Source organism: Microbacterium hydrocarbonoxydans, from assembly GCF_011752045.1.
Classification (GTDB): Bacteria; Actinomycetota; Actinomycetes; order Actinomycetales; family Microbacteriaceae; genus Microbacterium.
The window spans coordinates 1186001-1204306 of the sequence record NZ_JAAKXW010000001.1 but is presented as its reverse complement, the minus strand read 5'-3'; the positions used below and the strand labels follow the sequence as shown (position 1 = coordinate 1204306).

Here is an 18306-nt window from a genome sequence, read left to right as displayed (position 1 = left end):
GAGAGGTCCTCATGCTCCTGTTCACGGCGAAGCGCCTGCTCTCCGGCATCCTGCTGCTCGTCGCGGTCTCGATCGGTACCTTCTTCCTCGCGCACCTCGCCATCAGCGATCCCACCGCGGCGCTGCTGGGCACCACGGCGAGCCCCGCGCAGCAGGCGGCGCTCGCCGAGAAGATCGGCCTCGACCGCCCCCTGCTCGTCCAGTTCTGGGACTGGTTCTCGCACGCCGTGCTGCTCGACTTCGGCACGTCCTGGCGCAACTTCCAGCCGGTCGGCACGCAGCTCGCCATCAAGGTGCCGGTGACGCTCTCGGTGGTCACGCTCGCCACGCTCATCACCGCCGTCCTCGGCGTCGCCTTCGGGATGCTCACCGGCCTGCGCCCCGGCACCTGGTACGACCGCGTCATCAAGGGCGCGTCGGTCGTGCTCTTCGCCCTCCCCGGGTTCTGGGTGAGTCTCGTGCTGGTGATCTGGTTCGCCGTCCAGCTGAAGTGGTTCCCCGCCGTCGGCTACGTGCCGCCGACGCAGTCGGCCGACGGCTGGCTGCGGTCGATCACGCTGCCGGCCGTCTCACTGGCGCTGGGCGGCATCGTGGCCGTCTCCGAGCAGCTCCGCAACGCCGTGATCGCGCAGAGCCGGCAGGACTGGGTGCGTACGCTGCGCAGCCGCGGCCTCTCGCCGATGCGGGTCAACCTGCACATCCTCCGCAACGCCTCTCCCGCCGCGCTGACCGTGATCGCCCTGATGTTCGTCGGCCTGCTCTCCGGAGCGATCGTCGTGGAGCAGATCTTCAGCCTCCCGGGTCTCGGGCAGCTGACCAATCAGTCCTCGCAGAACGGCGACATCCCGATGCTCCTCGGCATCACGGTGATCTCGGTCGTCTTCGTCGTCGTGATCAACCTCCTCCTCGACCTCGTGCTCGGCTGGATCAACCCGAAGGTGCGCGTCGCATGACCACCACAGACATCCGCGTCGCCTTCGACCGCGCCGCGCAGAAGCGCCGCTCCGGCCTGCTCCGGCGGTTCCTCCGGCATCCGGGCGGCTTCGTGCCGCTGGCGATCTTCCTCTTGATCGTGCTCGTCGGCGTCTTCGCGCCGCTGCTCGCGCCGATGGACCCGAACCTCGTCGACCTCACCGCGGCGAAGGCGCCCCCGGGGCCGGAGCACCTCCTCGGCGGCGACTCGACCGGACGCGACATCCTCTCCCGCCTCATCCACGGCACCCGCACGACGATCTGGGGCGCCCTCATCACCATCGTCGCCGCCGTCGTGATCGGGGTGCCATCGGGCATCGCCGCAGGCTACTTCGGCGGGGTCTTCGACCGCGTGGCGACCTGGATCAGCGACGCGCTCCAGTCGATCCCCGGAATGATCATCCTTCTCGTGGTGGCGGCGGGCAGCCGCAACAACTTCGAGGTGCTGATGGTCACCGTGGGTGTGTTCATGGTGCCGGGCTACTTCCGCATCACGCGGTCGCAGGCGCTGGCCGTGCGCGGGGAGACGTACATCGACGCCGCGCGCGTGTCCGGACTCTCGGACGTCCGCATCATCTTCCGGCACGTGATCCGGGCCGTCTACCCGGCCGTCATCATCCAGACCGCGCTCACCGCCGGCATCGCCATGGGCATGCAGGCCGGCCTCCAGTTCCTCGGCATCGGGGATTCGAATGTGCCCAGCTGGGGCGCGATGATGCTCGAGGGCTTCCGCCTGATGCTCACCTACCCGCTCATGCTGCTGTGGCCGTCGGCGGCGCTGGGGCTCACCATCGCGGTGCTCGCGATCATGGGCTCGACACTGGCGGAACTCGTGCAGGTGCGCACGCCGCGGGTGAGCAGACGGAGGGCGGATGCCGTGCCCTCGGTCGCAGCCGCGACGGGATCCGTCCGCCCCGCCGCCGAACCCGCCACCCTGCGCGTCGAGAACCTCCGGGTGTCGCACGCGACGCCCTCCGGGGAGACCGAGGTCGTGCACGGCGTGAGCTTCGACGTCGCGCCGGGGGAGGTCGTCGGCATCGTCGGCGAGTCCGGCTCCGGCAAGTCGCAGACGATCTTCTCCGTGCTCGACCTGCTCCCTTCCACCGGACGCGCCGAAGCCGACTCGATCCTGATCGGCGGCGCCGAGATGAGCCGGGCGACGGCGAAGCAGCGTCAGGCGCTGCTCGGCCGCACGATCGGCTACGTTCCGCAGGAGCCGATGAGCAACCTCGACCCCTCCTACACGATCGGCCACCAGCTCATCGAGCCGCTGCGGCACACGCACGGCCTGAGCCGGGCCGATGCCAGGGAACGCGCCAGGGCGATGCTCCTGCGCGTCGGTCTCGCCGAGCCCGAGCGCGTGATGCGCAGCTACCCGCACCAGGTCTCCGGGGGCATGGCCCAGCGCGTGCTCATCGCCGGCGCGATCGCGGGCAAGCCGTCGCTCCTCGTCGCCGACGAGCCCACCACCGCCCTCGACGTGACCGTGCAGGCGGAGGTGCTGGAGCTGCTGCGCGAGCTGCAGGCCGAGTACGGCATGGCGCTGCTCATCGTGACCCACAACTTCGGCGTCGTGGCCGACATCTGCGACCGCGTGATCGTGATGCGCGGCGGCGACATCGTCGAATCCGGTCCGGTCGACTCGCTGTTCGCCGCCCCCGCCGAGCAGTACACGCGGGAGCTCATCGCGGCGTCGCTCGACGATGCCGACGGACGGGCTGCGCTGGACCGCGCCGCCGCTCGCGACCAGGAGGTGACCGCATGAGCGCCCTGCTCGAGGTGAACGATCTCGTCGTCGAGTACGGACGCGGGCGGCACGCGTTCCGCGCCCTGCACGGCGTCTCGCTCGACATCGCGCCGGGCGAGTGCCTGGGCCTCGTCGGCGAATCGGGGTCCGGCAAGTCCACCCTCGGCAAGGCGATCCTCGGACTCGCGCCGGTGTCCGGGGGACGCATCCGCTTCGACGGCCGGGAGATCGCCGGTCTCGGCCGCAGCGCACGGCGGGCGCTCGCCGACGACATCCAGGTGGTGTTCCAGGACCCGTACGGGTCGCTGAATCCGGCCATGACGATCGGCGACATCCTCGCGGAGCCGCTGCTGACCACGGGGATCGGCGCGGCGGAGGCGGCGGCCAGGGTGCGCGCGATGCTCGACCGCGTGCGGCTCCCGTCGACGGCGATGGAGCGCTACCCGAGCGAGTTCTCCGGCGGTCAGCGCCAGCGGATCGCGATCGCGCGGGCCCTGGTGCGCGGTCCGCGACTCATCGTCTGCGACGAACCCGTGAGCGCCCTCGACCTCACCACCCAGGCGACCATCCTCGACCTCTTCATCGAACTGCAGCGCGACACGGGCGTCTCCTATCTGTTCGTCTCGCACGACCTCGGCGTCGTGCGCCGGGTGTGCCACCGCGTCGCGGTGATGTACCGGGGCGAGCTCGTCGAGGTCGGCGAGGGCGAGCAGGTCACACGCAGCCCGCAGCATCCGTACTCGGAGAGGCTGCGGCTGGCTTCACCGGTCGCCGATCCGATCGCCCAGCGGGAGCGACGCTCCCGGTGGCTGGCTCTGCGGGGGGCGCCCGATGCGGCTGTACGGTAGCACCAGGCCGGATGCGCCGACGCCCCAGCGCGGAGGAACACGGAGTCAGCACCGGCCGGAAGGACCCCATGCCGAAGATCATCGATCACGACCAGCGCCGGCGGGACATCGTCGAGGTCGCCAAGAGCATCATCCTGAAGGGCGGCTTCGAAGCGGCCACCATGCGCAGCATCGCCGCGGAGGCGGGGTTCGCGAACGGGGCGCTGAAGCACTATTTCCCGGGCAAGGAGAGCATCGTCGCGGCGACCTTCGAGACGATCCTGCAGCAGATGTCCGAGGGCGTGCAGGCCGCGGGGGAGGAGCCGGCGACGGCGGATGCCGCGCTGCGCCGCTTCCTCGAAGCGACGATTCCCCGCGACCCGGAGCAGATCGCCGCAGGACGGGTGCTGCTCGCTCTGTGGGAGTACGCGATGGCGAACGAGACCCTCGCGGATCTGTACCGCGGACACCTCGCGAACTGGCGCTCGGCGCTGGTGGAGCGGATGGAGGCGGCGAGGGGCGAGGGGGCGATCCGCGACCAGGACTATCTCGCCGCGGCGAACGAGTACATCTCGGTCGCCGTCGGCGCGACCGTGATCAACCTCATGTACCCGGACGGCGACCGCGTCGCCGACTATCAGGCCTACATCGACCAGTTCCTGGCGCGCCTGCGCTGACCGGGGGGCCCGCGGTCCCCTCGATCGCGACGCGCCCGATCAGAGAGGACGGCGCGCCGTGACTCCTTCCCTGTCCGTCCGCCGGAGCCCGGGCTCCGGACGGGCCGTGGTCTTCCTGCACGGTCTCGCATCGTCCGGATCCGAGGACTGGCCGGATGCCGTGTGGCGGGATGCCCTCGCGGGCCGGCCCCGGGTGGTCGTCGACCTCCCCGCGCACGGCGCGAGCCCCGGCCTGGGCGCGGCGCCGACGAGCGTTGTCGTGCGGGCGCTCGCGGATGCCGTCGGCGAGGAGCCGTTCGACCTCGTCGGCTACTCGCTCGGGGCAAGGCTCGCCTGGGATATCGCGCAGCATCCGGACGTGCGGGTCCGGCGGCTGGTCCTCGGCGGACTGGCGCCGGGCGAGCCGTTCGCGCACGTCGACCTGGCCGCGGCCCGTGCGGCGCTCGCCGGGGGAGTGGCTCCGGCCGATCCGCTGAGTGCGATGATCGTGCATATGGCGTCGCTGCCCGGCAACCGCCCGGAAGAGCTCCTCGATCTCATCGAGGGACTGGCCGCCGAGCCGTTCGATCCTGCGGCGGGCGTGCCGGCTCAGCCGACGCTGCTCCTGGGTGGTGTCGACGACGGTATGGTCGCGGGTCTGCCGGAGTTCCTGGCACTGCTGCCCGATGCTCGTGCCGTGCGCGTCCCCGGAGATCACCTGGCCGCGCTGCACGCCGCCGAGTTCCGCGCAGCCGTCACCGAGTTCCTGGCGGACTGAGCCGTGTGGACCTCGTACTGGACGCATTCGCATCCGTTATTTCCTACATATGTAGATAAACCTGTCGACCACCATGCGCTGCCGGCGCACCCTGATGAAAGGCATCACCCATGATGAACACGACCACCCCCGACGCCGCGCGCATCCTCGACATCGCGACCGGGTACATGGCCTCGAAGCAGCTCTTCGAGGCCAGTCGCATCGGCCTCTTCGCCGCCGTGTCCGGCGGCGCGGCAACCGCCGCGGAGATCGCGGAGCGGTGCGGCGTCAGCGAGCGCATCGCACGGCTCCTCGCCGACGCCATGGCCGCGAAGGGCCTGCTCGACCGCAGCGGCGGCGAGTACGCCCTCACCGAGGAGGCATCCGCCTACCTCACGGGCGCCGATTCCGTGATCGACCTCGCGCCCTTCCTCGCCTTCCTCAGCGAGATCAGCTACCCGCACTGGCTCCAGTTCGCGCACACGGTCGACACCGCCGAGCCCGGCGACCTGCAGATGGACGACGCCCGCTGGGCGACCTTCATGTCCGGTGTGATGACGTACAACCGCCTGCACGCGCAGGAGTTCGGCCGCCTCGTCGACCTCTCCGCGGCGACGAACGCCCTCGACTTCGGGGGGCTCTCGGCGGAGTTCGCGCTCGCGGCGATGGCGCGCAATCCCGAGCTGCGGACCACCTTCCTTTACGCGGAGGGCTTCGAGGGCGGGGTCGCCGAGGCGATCGCCGCCGCCGGGGTCGCCGACCGCGCGCGCGTGGAGATCGGCGACACGGCGACGGCGACCCCTCAGGGCGACTACGACGCGGTGTTCGCCAACCACGTCATCCACCGGTTCAGCGCCCAGGAGAACGCGCAGATCTTCCGCAGCCTCCGCGCGGCCGCGCTGCCGGGGGCGACGCTCACCGTGCTCGACTTCTTCCTCGACGACGACGTCGCCCAGCGCGGCCTCGACGCGCTGCACGCGGGGGAGTACCTCGTCATCGACGGCACCGTCGTCTACCCCGAGGCCGAGGTGCGCGGCTGGCTCGCCGACGCCGGGTGGCAGGTGCGTGAGAAGGTCGCGCTGCCGGGCAGCCCGCGGGTGCTCGTCGCGACCGCGGTCTGACGCGCCGCCGGGACGCCGCTCCACCCCGGAGCGCTCCCGTCGAGCCGGTGACTTCCTGCCGAGCCGGTGTCCTCCCGGCGTCAGGCGGGCACCGGCTCGACGCGTCGGCGCCGGCTCGACGTGGCGACGGCGCCGCGCGCCGCATCGCCGGCGCACTCAGGAGCCGGAGGAGAAGACCGTGCGTCCGCCGACGATCGTGCGGGCGACGCCCGCCGCGGCGAAGGGCCGGCCGGGCTCCAGGGGATCCTCGTCGAGGACGGTGAGGTCGGCCACCTTCCCGGTCTCGAGCGTGCCCTTCCAGGCCTCCGCACCGTCCTGGCGGGCGGCATCCGCGGTCATCCGGCGCAGGAGCGCGCGGCGGGTGCCGACCGCATCGGCGCCGAGGAGGGCGAGCGCGGCATCGAGGCTCGCCCGCCAGTCCGGAGTCGCGATCGGCGCGTCGCTCGTGACGGTCGTGAGCACGCCGGCGTCGAGCATCTCGCGCAGCGGCCACGCGGTCGCGAGGCGCGCGGGCCCGAGCTGTGCACCGGCCCAGGCGTGCGTGTGCGCGGCGATCAGGGGCTGCACGGCGAACCCCGCGCCGATGCGGCGGAGCCGCTCGATCTGGTCGGGGGTCGCGAGGTCTCCGTGCACGACGTAGTGCGGCCCGGATGCTGTGGGGGCGCCGAGCCCCTCGAGCGCGAGCAGGAACTCCTCGATCGAGCGGTCGCCGGTGGCGTGCACCGCGACCTGGCGGCCGTCGCGCACGGCCAGCTCGACCATCCGGCGGAAGGCGGTGACGGGGTCTTCGCCGCGGGTGAGCAGGTGCCCCGTCGTCCCGTCCGCATACGGCTCCTGCACCCAGGCCGTCGCCAGCGGCGGGATGCCGTCGGCGAAGATCTTCACCCCGGTGATCGCCAGCCACCGGGGATCGGTCTGCGGGGCGGGCATGCGAAGGCCTCGCTCGAAGTCCTCCAGTGTGCTCTCGCCGTCGATCGTTCCGAACAGGCGCAGCATCGTCACGCGCGACGTCTGCGCGCCTGCGCGGTGGAGCTCGACATAGGCGTCGAGCATCCCGGTGCCGAAGCATCCGGTCTCGCCCTCGTCCTCGCCGGGGCCGATGCCGGGCTCGGTGTAGCTGGTGATGCCCAGCTCCGCGAGCAGTCTCCATGCGCGCAGCAGCGCAGCGTGTCGCTCCGCCGGCGTCGAGACCAGGCGCCCCGAGGGCTGGTGCGCGGCGGGGTCCTCCGAGAAGAACAGGTGCGGCCAGCGGGCGCCGAGCCAGGCGGCGTGCAGGTGGGCGTCGTTGACGCCAGGGATGGCGGTGCGTCCGTCGAGCTCGACCGTGTCACGGGCTCGGAGCGCCTCCGCCTTCTCATCCAGAGCCACGATGACGCCGTCCCGCACGGCGAGAGCGGTCGCGGTCGACTCCTCCGCGTCGAAGCGGTGGATGCGGCCGCCGCGGATGATCAGGTCGGCCTCGTCTCGGTGGTGCATGCCGCCCATTATTCCACGTATGTAGAAGTAAAGTTTCCACTGCGCGAGAGGATTCGGCGCCTGCGGCGGCAAAGCGTACCCTGGAAGCACCCCCGATGCACTCCCTCGGCAAATCCGCGCCGACGATCTCGGCGCGCCCTCACCCATGCAAGGATGCAGATGAACGACGCACACGGCGACGACTGGACCGCGAGAGAAGAGCTGGCGGAGCGGATGATCCCGCTGATCAGCTCCCTGAGGCGGGAGCGCGACGTGGTGACGTCGCTCCACGGGCATCGCCTGCTGGGGCTCTCCGCCACCGGCATCGTCGAGGTCCACGACCGCGTCGCCCAGCTCGGTCACGCCGAGCTCTCCCTCGAGGACAGCCTCGCCGTGCTGGAGACCCTGCAGAAGCTCGCACCGGGTGCCTCCTCGATCGACGTCGCACGCCTCGTCGAGGGCGGCAACAGCTCGGACGCGACGCTGGAAGCCTACCTGGCGGAGGTCCTCGCCCCGGCCATGGGCGCCGTGGCCGCCGAGCCCACCGATGTCGTCCTCTACGGCTTCGGCCGCATCGGCCGCCTGCTCGCCCGCATCCTCATCGCGCACACCGGCGGCGGCAGCGGCCTGCGCCTGCGCGCCATCGTCGTCCGCCGCGGCTCCGAGAACGACATCGTCAAGCGTGCCTCGCTGCTGCTGCGCGACTCGGTGCACGGCCGCTTCGCCGGTTCGGTCACCGTCGACGAGGAGAACGAGCAGATCATCGCCAACGGCACGCGCATCCAGGTGATCTACTCCGACGACCCGGGGTCCATCGACTACACCGCCTACGGCATCCGCGACGCGATCGTCGTCGACAACACCGGCCGCTGGCGCGACGAGGCCGGCCTGTCACAGCACCTGAACTCCACAGGTGTCGCCCGCGTGCTGCTCACAGCGCCCGGCAAGAGTCCCCTCAAGAACATCGTCCACGGCATCAACGACGACACGATCGAGGAGTCCGACCGCATCCTCTCCGCGGCGTCCTGCACGACCAACGCGATCACCCCGGTGCTCGCCGCGATCGACGAGGCCTACGGCGTCGTCAAGGGCCATGTCGAGACGGTGCACTCGTTCACCAACGACCAGAACCTCATCGACAACTTCCACAAGGGCGACCGCCGCGGCCGTTCCGCCGTGCTGAACATGGTCATCACCGAGACCGGTGCGGCCAAGGCCGTCGCCAAGGCTCTTCCGCAGCTCGAGGGCAAGCTCACCGGCAGCTCGATCCGCGTCCCCACCCCCGACGTGTCCCTGGCGGTCCTGCACCTCACGATCTCGCGTCCGGCCACCAAGGAGCAGGTCAACGACTACCTGCGCCGCGTCTCGCTGCACTCGAAGCTGCGCCAGCAGATCGACTACGTCGAGTCGCCCGAGGTCGTCTCCACCGACTTCGTCGGCTCGCACCGCGCGGGCATCGTCGACGGACTGGCGACGATCGCCGATGAAGACACCCTCATCCTCTACGTCTGGTACGACAACGAGTTCGGCTACTCCTGCCAGGTCATCCGCGTGCTCGAGGTCATGGCGGGCTCCCACCCGGTCGTGCTCCCGGCGCGACGCGAGGTGACGCTCGAAGGCTGACGCGAACTGTCGGAGGCGCCCGGCATGATGGGGTCATGAAGACCGCGACCCTGCTGGCCGAGCGTCTCCGATCGCACCGCCTCACCGCGCCGGCGCGCACCGTGGCGGATGCCGCGGCGCACATGCTCGCCGTCCAGAGCCAGGATTTCACCGCCGGGCGCTGGGCGCTCGCGGCGCGCACCCGCGGGGAGCCGGCCCTGGGCGCCGTCGACCGCGCGTTCGACCGCGGCGAACTCGTGCGCGCCTGGACCATGCGCGGAACCCTGCACACCATCTCCGCCGGGGATCTCGGCTGGGTGCTCTCCGTCACGGCGACGCGCCAGCGCCAGCAGGCGGCGGGCCGGCACCGCGACCTCGGCATCGATGAGGAGATGATCGCCGCCGTGGTCCGCGCCGTCACGCCGGCCCTGCGCGACGGCGGGCTCACCCGCGCCGAGCTCTTCGAGGCGTTCGCGGGGATCGGCATCGACCCGGCCGGGCAGCGCGGCATCCACCTCATCGCGGCGCTCACGCTCGACGGCCTCATCTGCCAGGGGCCGGTGGTGCCGCGCGACGGAACGGCCCGTGAGCAGCGGTTCGTGCTCGTCGAAGACCACATCCGCGAGCCGGTGACCCCCGACGACCCGCTGGGAGAGCTCTTCGTCCGCTACATCGACGGCCACGGCCCGGCCGGCGTCGCCGACTTCGCGTGGTGGTCGGGGCTGACCCTCGGCCAGTCCAGGGAGGCCGCGGAGCGAGCGGCGGGCCGGGTCGACGAGGTCGCCGAAGGGCTCTTCCTGGCCAGGGAGCGGCCGCGCCGGGCGCCGGGCGCGGCATCCGTCCACGCCCTCGGCGCCTTCGACGAGTACTACATCTCCTACGCCGACCGCACGGCGGTCTGCGCTCCCGAGCATCTGGCTGCCGTCGGCCCCGGGAAGAACGGCATGGTGCGCGCCACGATCGTCGAGAAGGGGCGGATCATCGGATGTTGGACGCACGCGGCGGCATCCCTCGGCGCGGAGCCCGAGCTCTTCCGGGAGCCGGCCGATCCGGATGCCGTCTCCGCCGCGCTCGCGCGGTTCACGAGGTTCCTCGACAGCTGAGGGGTCGTCACTCGCTCGCGTGCCGTGCGAGGAAGTTGTAGACCTCGTTGTCGTCGACGCCGGGGAAGGCACCGCGGGGGAGCGGCGAGAACATGTGCGTGTGCACGCGGGCGCTCGGCCACGCTTTGCCGCTCCAGCGGTCGGCGAGATCGGTCGGCGGGCGCCGGCAGCACGCCTCGTCGGGGCAGGTCGACACCGCGCGGTCGCTCGTCTCGCGTCCGCGCCACCAGCGCGCGTCGTCGAAGGGGACGCCGACCGTGACGGAGAACTCGCCCTCCGTGGAGGACCCGGTCTGCGTCGAGCACCAGAACGTGCCGGAGGGCGTGTCGGTGTACTGGTGGTGCTCGGTGGTGCGGTTCTGCTGAGTGAAGGCGCTGCGGGCCTGGAACTTGCGGCAGACCCGCTGGCCCTCGACGGAGCCGGTCACGTCCATCGGCAGCGGCAGGTCGTCGTTCTCGTAGACGCGGGTGATCGCACCGGTCTCGTCCACTCGCAGGAAGTGCAGGGACATGTCGAGGTGGTGGGTGAGCAGGTTCGTCATGCGCATCCCGGCGGCCTCGTGGGTGACCCCGAAGGCGTCGCGGAAGTCCTCGACGGCGAGGTTGCGGTCCTTCTTCGCCTGCTGCAGGAAGGCGACGGCGGCGGTCTCCGGCATCAGCGCCGCAGCGGCGAAGTAGTTGATCTCCAGCCGCTGCATGAGGAAGTCGGCGTAGTCGGTCGGCGGGGTGTGGCCGAGCAGGCGGTGCGCCATGGCCTGCAGCGCCATCGAGCGCAGGCCGTGGCCGCCCGGGATGGAGGCCGGGGGCAGGTAGATCCGGCCGTTCTCCAGGTCGGTGACCGAACGGGTCGAATGCGGCAGGTCGCTGACGTAGATGAGCTCGAAGCCGAGCTTCTCCGCCATGATGCTCACGGTGCGGTGCGTGAGCGCGCCCTGCACATGTCCGGCGGCCTTCAGCTGCTTCTCGGCGAGCTTCTCGATCTCGGGAAGGTAGTTGCTCTGCGCACGCATCCGCAGCCGCAGCTCCGTGTTGGCCCGCCGCGCCTCCTCCGGCGTCGCGATCGCCTCGCGCTCCCGACGCTGCAGCTCGCGGTGCAGGCCGAGCACCGATTCGATGGTCTCGTCGCTCATGCCCTTGGTCACCCGCACCGGGGCGATGCCGAGCTGCCGGAAGACAGGGCTCGCCTGCGCCTTGTCCAGCTCGATCTCCAGGGCCGCCCGCCTGTTCGGCGGCTCGCCCGAGATGAGGTCGGCGACCTCCGTGGCGCAGGCCTCCGCGATGGCCTGCAGCAGGGACAGCTTCGGCTCGCGCTTGCCGTTCTCGATGAGGCTGAGCTGCGATCCGGCGACGCCGACGAGGGCGCCGAGATCGTCGAGCGTGAAGCCGGCTGCCAGCCTGTGGTGACGGATGCGATGGCCGAGGGTGGTCAGGTGGATGCCGGAGGTCGCCATTCCTTGAGCATAGCGAAAGAACTCAATTTCTTACCACTCGAAATGGCGGAAAGTCACGCCCAAACCGGAAGAAGATGGATGCAACGCCCCCCACTTCAAAGGAGCAGCAGTCATGGCAATCGCCGAAGTCTTCACCCCTCGCGCCGCATCCGTCGTTCCCGCCGGCACGTTCGGGACGGCTCCGACCTATGACACTCCCGCGATGGCCGCGCTGGTCGCGTGGGTGGACGAGATCGCCGCGCTGACGCAGCCGGCATCCGTCCACTGGATCGACGGCTCCCGCGCCGAGAACGACTGGCTGCTGCGCGGCCTCGTCGACGAGGGCAAGCTCATCAAGCTCAACCCCGAGTGGCGTCCCGGTTCCTACCTCGCCCGGTCGCACCCGAGCGACGTCGCCCGCACCGAGGGGCGCACCTTCATCTCCTCCGAGCGCGAAGAGGACGCCGGCCCCACGAACAACTGGGCCCCGCCCGCCGAGATGCGCGCGAAGATGACCGAGATCTTCGAAGGGTCCATGCGCGGCCGCACCATGTACGTCGTGCCTTTCTCGATGGGTCCCGTCGGCGGCCCCCTCTCGCACATCGGCGTCCAGGTCACCGACAGCGCCTACGCCGTCGCCTCGATCGGCATCATGACGCGTGTCGGCGACGCCGTGACGCGTCAGATCGCCGACGGCGCTCCCTGGGTCAAGACCGTGCACTCGGTCGGCGCCCCGCTCGCGGAGGGCGAGGCCGACGTCGAGTGGCCGTGCAACGACGAGAAGTACATCGTGCACTTCCCCGAGACGCTGGAGGTCTACTCCTTCGGCTCCGGCTACGGGGGCAACGCGATCCTCGCGAAGAAGTGCTTCGCGCTGCGGATCGCCTCCGTCATCGCCCGTGAGGAGGGCTGGCTCGCCGAGCACATGCTCCTCATCCGCGTGATCGATCCGCAGGGCAAGGCCTACCACGTGGCCGCCGCGTTCCCGTCGGCCTGCGGCAAGACGAACCTCGCCATGCTGCGCCCGACGATCCCCGGCTGGAAGGTCGAGACGCTCGGCGACGACATCGCCTGGATCCGTCCCGGTGAAGACGGTCGCATGTGGGCGATCAACCCCGAGGCAGGCTTCTTCGGCGTCGCACCCGGCACCGGCGAGTCCACGAACGTCACGGCGGTCGAGACCCTGTGGGGCAACACGATCTTCACGAACGTCGCGCTCCGCCCCGACGGCGACGTGTGGTGGGAGGGCCTGACCGACGAGGCGCCCGCGCACCTGACCGACTGGCAGGGCAACCCGTGGACGCCCGACTCCGGCCGCCCCGCGGCGCACCCGAACTCGCGTTTCACGGTGTCCGCCGCGCAGTGCCCGCAGATCTCGGAGGACTGGGAGTCGGCAGTGCCGCTCGACGTCATCCTGTTCGGCGGCCGCCGGGCGAGCAACGTCCCGCTCGTCGTCGAGGCGACGGACTGGACCCACGGCGTGTTCCTCGGGTCCAACATCTCGTCCGAGCGCACCGCGGCGGCCGAGGGCACGGTCGGAGAGCTGCGTCGCGACCCCTTCGCGATGCTCCCGTTCTGCGGCTACAACATGGCCGACTACTTCGGGCACTGGCTCAAGGTCGGTCGTGGTCTGCGCTTCGACCGGGCGCCGCGGATCTTCCAGGTGAACTGGTTCCGCCGCGGCTCCGACGGGCGCTTCCTGTGGCCCGGTTTCGGCGACAACTCGCGCGTCGTGGACTGGATCATCCGCCGCATCTCCGGCGAGGTCCCCGCGGTGGACAGCCCGATCGGCCGCCTGCCGCGTATCGAGGATCTCAACCTCGACGGCCTCGACATCCCGGCTGAGGACCTCGAGGAGCTGTTCGCGGTCGACCCCGAGGCGTGGAAGACCGAGGCCGACCTCACCGAGGAGTTCTACGACACGTTCGGAGACCGCATCCCGGCGGCGCTCCGCTCGGAGCTGGCATCGCTGCGCTACCGGCTGTCCAGCTCCTGACACAGACCGGGCGCCGGCATCGGGGGATGCGGCGCCCACCACACCCGTGAAGGCGGGATGCTCGAGACGAACCCATGGCTGAGTGGTCTCCGGCATCCCGCCTTCGCGCGCGTGCCCCAGCACTCCGGTAGACCATTTCTGAAATTGGTATGCCAAATCCTTGACCGGGAGGTGCGTGCGGGAATATGATCAGGCACTGCCACAGAGTGGAACATCGATTTCACAATGCGGAAGATCAGTTCCCTCCACCACCACCCGGCGCCCGTCAGCGCAGGGAGAAATCAAGGGAGATTTCTCATGTCATCACTGCTTTCACGGGCCGGAACGCCCGAATCCGCAGAACGGGTCTACCGGAAGATCTTCTTCCGGATCATCCCGTTCCTCATGCTGCTGTGGATCGTCGCCTGGATCGACCGGGTCAACATCGGGTTCGTCAAGCTCCGGATGCTGGAGGACCTGCAGTGGAGCGAGACGATCTACGGCATCGGCGCCGGCATCTTCTTCATCGGCTACTTCCTCTTCGAGGTTCCCAGCAACCTCCTGCTGCAGAAGATCGGCGCCCGCAAGACGATCATGCGCATCACGATCGGCTGGGGAACCGTCAGCGTGCTGATGATGTTCGCCACCACGCCCGAGATGTTCTACGTGCTGCGCTTCCTCCTCGGCGTGTTCGAGGCCGGCTTCTACCCCGGCATCATCCTCTACCTGACCTACTGGTTCCCCGGCAACCGTCGCGCCAAGGCGTTCGGCATGTTCATGTCGGCATCCGCGTTCGCCGGCGTCATCGGCGGTCCGATCGCCGGTCTCATCATGAACACCATGGGCGGCGTCGCCGGCCTCGCCGAGTGGCAGTGGGTCTTCATCATCGAGGGCATCCCGTCGATCATCCTCGGCATCATCACCTTCTTCTTCCTGACCGACCGTCCGCGCGACGCCAAGTGGCTCACGCCCTCGGAGCGCGAGTTCGTCCAGAGCGAGCTCGATCTCGAGGAGAAGACCGAGAAGCGCCCGCACGGCATGCTCGACGCGCTCAAGGGCAAGACGATCTGGCTGTTCATCCTCATCTTCTTCTGCATCATCGCCGCGAACTCGTCGCTCACCTTCTACGGCCCGACGCTGGTCTCGAACGTCGGGTTCTCCGACCCGCTGATCGTCGGCTGGATCATGGCCGGCATCTCCCTGCTGGGAGCGATCGGCATGATCGTCGGCGGATTCATCTCCGACCGCACGGGTGAGTCGCGCATCCAGACGGCGGTCTCCGCCGGCATCGGCGCGGTCGGTCTCGCCGGCGCCGCCATCATGATCAACATCAGCCCGCTGGGTGCCATCCTCTGCCTTGCGATGGCGCTGGTCGGAACCATGTCCGCGATCCCGATCTTCTGGCAGATGCCGAACCGGTTCCTCGCCGGCGCGGCCGCGGCCGGCGGCGTGGCGCTGATCAACTCGATCGCCAACCTGGCGGGCTTCGGTGCACCGTTCATGCTGGGCTCGCTCAAGGACCAGACCGGCAGCCTGGCTCCCGGCCTGCTGATCGTGTCGGCGGTCGAGATCTGCGCCACCATCCTGATCCTGCTGCTGGTGCCGAAGTTCAAGGAGGTCGCCAAGACGACGACCATCACGGTCCCGGTCGTGGAGACCGAGGCAGAGGTCGCACCGGTCGCCGTCAAGGAGCCCCAGGCGTGACGGGACTCAGCCTCGACGCGATCAACGCACTGGACCAGGGCGGCTTCGTCGCCGCCCTGGGCCCGGTGTTCGAGAACTCGCCCTGGGTCGCCGAGGACGCGTGGAGGTCACGGCCGTTCGCGGACGTCAGCGAGCTGCATCGGGCGATGTTCTCGGTCATCGAGAAGGCCGACCGGGCGGTCGTGCTCGACTTCCTGAACGCGCACCCTGCGCTGGCAGGCAAGGAGGCCCAGGCCGGCGAGATGACGGCGGAGTCCGTCGGCGAGCAGGCCAGCGCCGGACTCGACGCGCTCAGCCCGGAGGAGTTCCAGCGGATGGGCGCGCTCAACGCGGAGTACTCCGCCCGGCACGGCTTCCCGTTCGTGATCGCGGTGCGGGGCCACACCAAGGAGTCGATCTTCGCGGAGTTCGAGCGGCGCATCGGCGCCGATTCCGAGACCGAGCTGCAGACCGCTCTCGGACAGATCGCGATCATCTCCCGCGGGCGGCTCGACCGCGTCATCGCGGCCTGAGAGCGGAAGGAAGACCATGACCGACCTCGAAGAGCACGCGCGGGCGGCCCTCGCGCAGGCGCGGATGGCCGAGCAGGAAGGGAACCACCCCTACGGCTCGGTGATCACGGGACCCCGCGGCACCATCGCCGCGCGGAACCGGGTCGAGACGACCGCCGATTGCACGGCGCACGCGGAACTCGTCGCCGTGCGCGAGGCCACGGCGCGATGGGGACTCGACCTCTCCGGCGCCACGCTCATCACGACGTTCGAGCCGTGCGCGATGTGCGCCGGCGCGATCGTCAACTCCGGCCTGCGCGACCTCGTCATCGCGGTCCGGTCCGCGCCGGGGATCGAGGCCCCGGGGCAGTACAGCGTCGAGCGTCTCCTCGACCTTCTCGGCCTGCGGGACGAGTTCACGCTGACCCGCGGGGTGCTCGAGGAGGAGATCACGGCGTACTACGCCGGGCTCGCGACCTGAGGGCCGAGAGACGAAGCGGGGCGGTGCCGGAGACGGCGCCGCCCCGCTTCGCGCGTCGCCGCCTCAGGCCAGGAGCTGGTGCCGGGCGAGGTCACGGTACAGCGGAGTCGACTCGACGAGCTCCGAGTGCGTGCCCCGACCCACGACGACGCCGTCCTGCAGCACGACGATGAGATCGCTGTCGACGACGGTGGACAGCCGGTGCGCGATCACGACGAGAGTCCGGTCGGAGGAGGCGGCGTCGATCGCCTCGCGCATCCGCTGCTCGTTCACGCCGTCCAGTGAGGACGTCGACTCGTCGAGGAGGAGGATGGGCGCGTCCGTCAGCAGCGCGCGGGCGATCGCGAGGCGCTGGCGCTCGCCGCCGGAGAGCATCACGCCGTCCTCGCCGACGGGCGCGTCGAGCCTCAGCGGGCTGCGTTCGAGCACATCTCCCAGGTTCACCGCGCGGAGCACGCGCTCGCAGTCGGCATCCGATGCGTCCGGGGAGGCGAGCCGCAGGTTGTCGGCCAGTGTGCCGGCGAGGGTGGGCGCGTCCTGCTCGACGTAGCCGAACTGCGCGCGCAGCTCTTCCCGCGGGTAGGTGCGCGCGTCGTGGCCGTGCAGCCGGATCGAGCCGCCTGTCGGGTCGTAGAAGCGCTCCACCAGGGAGAGGATCGTGCTCTTGCCCGCACCGCTCGGGCCGACGAGGGCGACGCGCGCACCGCGCGGCACGGCGAAGGAGACGCCGCGCAGCACGTCCTGGGAGGGCGCGGTCTCGTCTTCGTGCGCGCGCTCCAGGTGGGCGTCGGCGAGGAGGGTGTGCGCCTCCTTCGCGGCGGCGGCGCGGGCGGCGACGACGTTCTCGGGATAGCGGAACCGCACGTCGCGGAACTCGATCGCCGGCGGCTCCTCCCCGGCCTCCTCGAGGGCCTCCGCGCCGGCGATGGCGGCCGCCGTCGCGGCATCCTCCTGGGTCTCGGTGGGCAGGTCCAGCACCTCCTGGATGCGGCCGAGCGCCCCGAGGGCCTGATTGACGGAGGTGATCGCGCCGAAGGTGGACGCCAGCGGCATCACCAGCATGAAGAGGAACATGATGAACGTGACGAGAGAGGCGATCGTGATCGTTCCGTCTGCGACGCGGAATCCGCCGACGCCGAGCACGACGAGCAGAGACAGCTGCAGCGCGATGCCCGCGACGGGGACGACGAGCGACGAGATCCTGGCGATGCGCACGCCGATCCCGTAGGCGTCCTCGGCCAGCTGCGACACGGAGGCCGTCTCGCGCTCGGTGGCGCCGGAGGCGCGGACGGTGCGGATCGACCCGACGGCGCGCTCGACGCCGGAGGCGAGCTCGCCGACCTTCGCCTGCTGTGCCGCCGAGGCGGTGCGGATACGCCCGCTCAGGGCCACGACCACCACAACGGATGCCCCGATCACCACGACGATCAGGATCAGAAGGATCGGGTCGATGAGGAGCATCGCCACGAGGGCTCCGAGGAAGAGGATCGCATTGCCGACGGCATCCGCCAGGCCCTGGGTGAGCACGGCGTACAGAAGCGTCGTGTCCGTGCCGACCCGGGAGACGAGGTCGCCGGTGCGGCGCGCGTCGAACTCGCTGATCGGCAGGTGCAGGATGCGGGCGATGAGCTTGCGGCGGCTGCTTCGGACCACGGCCGTGCCGGTGCGCTGGAGCAGATAGTGCTGGTATCCCGAGATGATCGACGACACGACGACGAAGCCGATGAGCAGCCAGACGAGGACGCCGAAGGTGCCGTCGGACTGCACGGCCTCGATCACCCGTCCGACCAGGAGCGGCTGGACCAGGGAGGTCGCGGCGCCGAACACGCTGAGTACGGCGACCACGATGAGCGTGCGCCTGTGCTCGAAGAGGAAGGGGAGGAGCTGGCGGAAGGTGGCGCGCGGGCCGTCCTGGGGCGCGCTGCGACCGCGCCGGCGTGACGTCGCCGTGCTGGACATGCTGAACCTCGCTCTGTTCGATGGGGT

At 70.4% G+C, this 18306-nt stretch carries 15 protein-coding genes; 12 read left to right on the top strand and 3 right to left on the bottom strand.

Going from position 1 to position 18306, the window contains the following annotated elements:
* Positions 1-11 precede the first annotated feature (11 nt).
* The 6 genes from G6G98_RS05700 to G6G98_RS05675 all read left to right on the top strand — a co-directional run bounded on the left by G6G98_RS05700 (position 12) and on the right by G6G98_RS05675 (position 6080).
* Positions 12-953, top strand: a complete 942-nt coding sequence (locus G6G98_RS05700; RefSeq protein ID WP_067350032.1) for an ABC transporter permease — start codon at positions 12-14, stop codon at positions 951-953.
* The gene (locus G6G98_RS05695; RefSeq protein WP_164233303.1) at positions 950-2737 is read left to right on the top strand and encodes a dipeptide/oligopeptide/nickel ABC transporter permease/ATP-binding protein; all 1788 of its coding nucleotides are present in this window, start codon (positions 950-952) and stop codon (positions 2735-2737) included. The genes G6G98_RS05700 and G6G98_RS05695 overlap by 4 nt, the downstream gene beginning before the upstream one ends.
* The gene (locus G6G98_RS05690) at positions 2734-3567 is read left to right on the top strand and encodes an ATP-binding cassette domain-containing protein (RefSeq protein ID WP_164233305.1); all 834 of its coding nucleotides are present in this window, start codon (positions 2734-2736) and stop codon (positions 3565-3567) included. Before G6G98_RS05695 ends, G6G98_RS05690 begins: the two co-directional genes overlap by 4 nt.
* A 68-nt stretch (positions 3568-3635) precedes the next feature.
* Positions 3636-4223 (top strand): TetR/AcrR family transcriptional regulator, encoded by a 588-nt coding sequence (locus G6G98_RS05685; protein ID WP_164233307.1) that lies wholly within the window; start codon positions 3636-3638, stop codon positions 4221-4223.
* A gap of 58 nt (positions 4224-4281) precedes the next feature.
* The gene (locus tag G6G98_RS05680; RefSeq protein ID WP_164233309.1) at positions 4282-4980 is read left to right on the top strand and encodes an alpha/beta fold hydrolase; all 699 of its coding nucleotides are present in this window, start codon (positions 4282-4284) and stop codon (positions 4978-4980) included.
* Positions 4981-5090: 110 nt separating this feature from the next.
* A complete protein-coding gene (locus tag G6G98_RS05675) occupies positions 5091-6080 on the top strand; it encodes a methyltransferase family protein (protein WP_164233311.1) in 990 nt (329 codons plus the stop codon).
* A 156-nt stretch (positions 6081-6236) separates the two neighbouring features.
* Here the strand turns inward: G6G98_RS05675 and G6G98_RS05670 are convergent, their stop codons facing one another.
* Complete coding sequence (locus tag G6G98_RS05670; protein WP_243842013.1) at positions 6237-7556, bottom strand: amidohydrolase; 1320 nt, start codon at positions 7554-7556, stop codon at positions 6237-6239.
* Positions 7557-7715: 159 nt separating this feature from the next.
* On the opposite strand from G6G98_RS05670, the gene G6G98_RS05665 reads away from it, so the two are divergent.
* Together G6G98_RS05665 and G6G98_RS05660 are read left to right on the top strand one after the other, a co-directional pair.
* A complete protein-coding gene (locus G6G98_RS05665) occupies positions 7716-9158 on the top strand; it encodes a glyceraldehyde-3-phosphate dehydrogenase (protein ID WP_208321426.1) in 1443 nt (480 codons plus the stop codon).
* Between the two features lie 35 nt (positions 9159-9193).
* A complete protein-coding gene (locus G6G98_RS05660) occupies positions 9194-10240 on the top strand; it encodes a winged helix DNA-binding domain-containing protein (RefSeq protein ID WP_164233317.1) in 1047 nt (348 codons plus the stop codon).
* 7 nt (positions 10241-10247) lie between these two features.
* Here the strand turns inward: G6G98_RS05660 and G6G98_RS05655 are convergent, their stop codons facing one another.
* Positions 10248-11690: an XRE family transcriptional regulator gene (locus G6G98_RS05655; protein ID WP_164233319.1), complete on the bottom strand. Its 1443-nt coding sequence runs from the start codon at positions 11688-11690 to the stop codon at positions 10248-10250.
* Between the two features lie 112 nt (positions 11691-11802).
* On the opposite strand from G6G98_RS05655, the gene G6G98_RS05650 reads away from it, so the two are divergent.
* From G6G98_RS05650 to G6G98_RS05635, 4 genes are all read left to right on the top strand, one after another.
* Positions 11803-13665, top strand: a complete 1863-nt coding sequence (locus G6G98_RS05650) for a phosphoenolpyruvate carboxykinase (GTP) (RefSeq protein WP_067350058.1) — start codon at positions 11803-11805, stop codon at positions 13663-13665.
* A 297-nt stretch (positions 13666-13962) separates the two neighbouring features.
* Positions 13963-15348, top strand: a complete 1386-nt coding sequence (locus G6G98_RS05645; protein WP_067350059.1) for an MFS transporter — start codon at positions 13963-13965, stop codon at positions 15346-15348.
* Positions 15345-15860: a 2-oxo-4-hydroxy-4-carboxy-5-ureidoimidazoline decarboxylase gene (gene uraD, locus G6G98_RS05640; RefSeq protein ID WP_067350061.1), complete on the top strand. Its 516-nt coding sequence runs from the start codon at positions 15345-15347 to the stop codon at positions 15858-15860. The genes G6G98_RS05645 and uraD overlap by 4 nt, the downstream gene beginning before the upstream one ends.
* Positions 15861-15876: 16 nt before the next feature.
* The gene (locus tag G6G98_RS05635; protein ID WP_067350063.1) at positions 15877-16320 is read left to right on the top strand and encodes a nucleoside deaminase; all 444 of its coding nucleotides are present in this window, start codon (positions 15877-15879) and stop codon (positions 16318-16320) included.
* A gap of 63 nt (positions 16321-16383) precedes the next feature.
* Here the strand turns inward: G6G98_RS05635 and G6G98_RS05630 are convergent, their stop codons facing one another.
* On the bottom strand, positions 16384-18279 hold the full coding sequence (locus tag G6G98_RS05630; RefSeq protein ID WP_067350065.1) for an ABC transporter ATP-binding protein: 1896 nt from the start codon (positions 18277-18279) through the stop codon (positions 16384-16386).
* Positions 18280-18306 lie beyond the last annotated feature (27 nt).

Excerpts from the sequence above, each read along its gene's own strand:
- G6G98_RS05700 (WP_067350032.1), top strand. The coding sequence starts at position 12 with ATGCTCCTGTTCACGGCGAAGCGCCTGCTCTCCGGCATCCTGCTGCTC.
- G6G98_RS05695 (WP_164233303.1), top strand. The coding sequence starts at position 950 with ATGACCACCACAGACATCCGCGTCGCCTTCGACCGCGCCGCGCAGAAG.
- G6G98_RS05690 (WP_164233305.1), top strand. The coding sequence starts at position 2,734 with ATGAGCGCCCTGCTCGAGGTGAACGATCTCGTCGTCGAGTACGGACGC.
- G6G98_RS05685 (WP_164233307.1), top strand. The coding sequence starts at position 3,636 with ATGCCGAAGATCATCGATCACGACCAGCGCCGGCGGGACATCGTCGAG.
- G6G98_RS05675 (WP_164233311.1), top strand. The coding sequence starts at position 5,091 with ATGATGAACACGACCACCCCCGACGCCGCGCGCATCCTCGACATCGCG.
- G6G98_RS05670 (WP_243842013.1), bottom strand. The coding sequence starts at position 7,556 with ATGCACCACCGAGACGAGGCCGACCTGATCATCCGCGGCGGCCGCATC.
- G6G98_RS05665 (WP_208321426.1), top strand. The coding sequence starts at position 7,716 with ATGAACGACGCACACGGCGACGACTGGACCGCGAGAGAAGAGCTGGCG.
- G6G98_RS05660 (WP_164233317.1), top strand. The coding sequence starts at position 9,194 with ATGAAGACCGCGACCCTGCTGGCCGAGCGTCTCCGATCGCACCGCCTC.
- G6G98_RS05655 (WP_164233319.1), bottom strand. The coding sequence starts at position 11,690 with ATGGCGACCTCCGGCATCCACCTGACCACCCTCGGCCATCGCATCCGT.
- G6G98_RS05650 (WP_067350058.1), top strand. The coding sequence starts at position 11,803 with ATGGCAATCGCCGAAGTCTTCACCCCTCGCGCCGCATCCGTCGTTCCC.
- G6G98_RS05645 (WP_067350059.1), top strand. The coding sequence starts at position 13,963 with ATGTCATCACTGCTTTCACGGGCCGGAACGCCCGAATCCGCAGAACGG.
- G6G98_RS05635 (WP_067350063.1), top strand. The coding sequence starts at position 15,877 with ATGACCGACCTCGAAGAGCACGCGCGGGCGGCCCTCGCGCAGGCGCGG.
- G6G98_RS05630 (WP_067350065.1), bottom strand. The coding sequence starts at position 18,279 with ATGTCCAGCACGGCGACGTCACGCCGGCGCGGTCGCAGCGCGCCCCAG.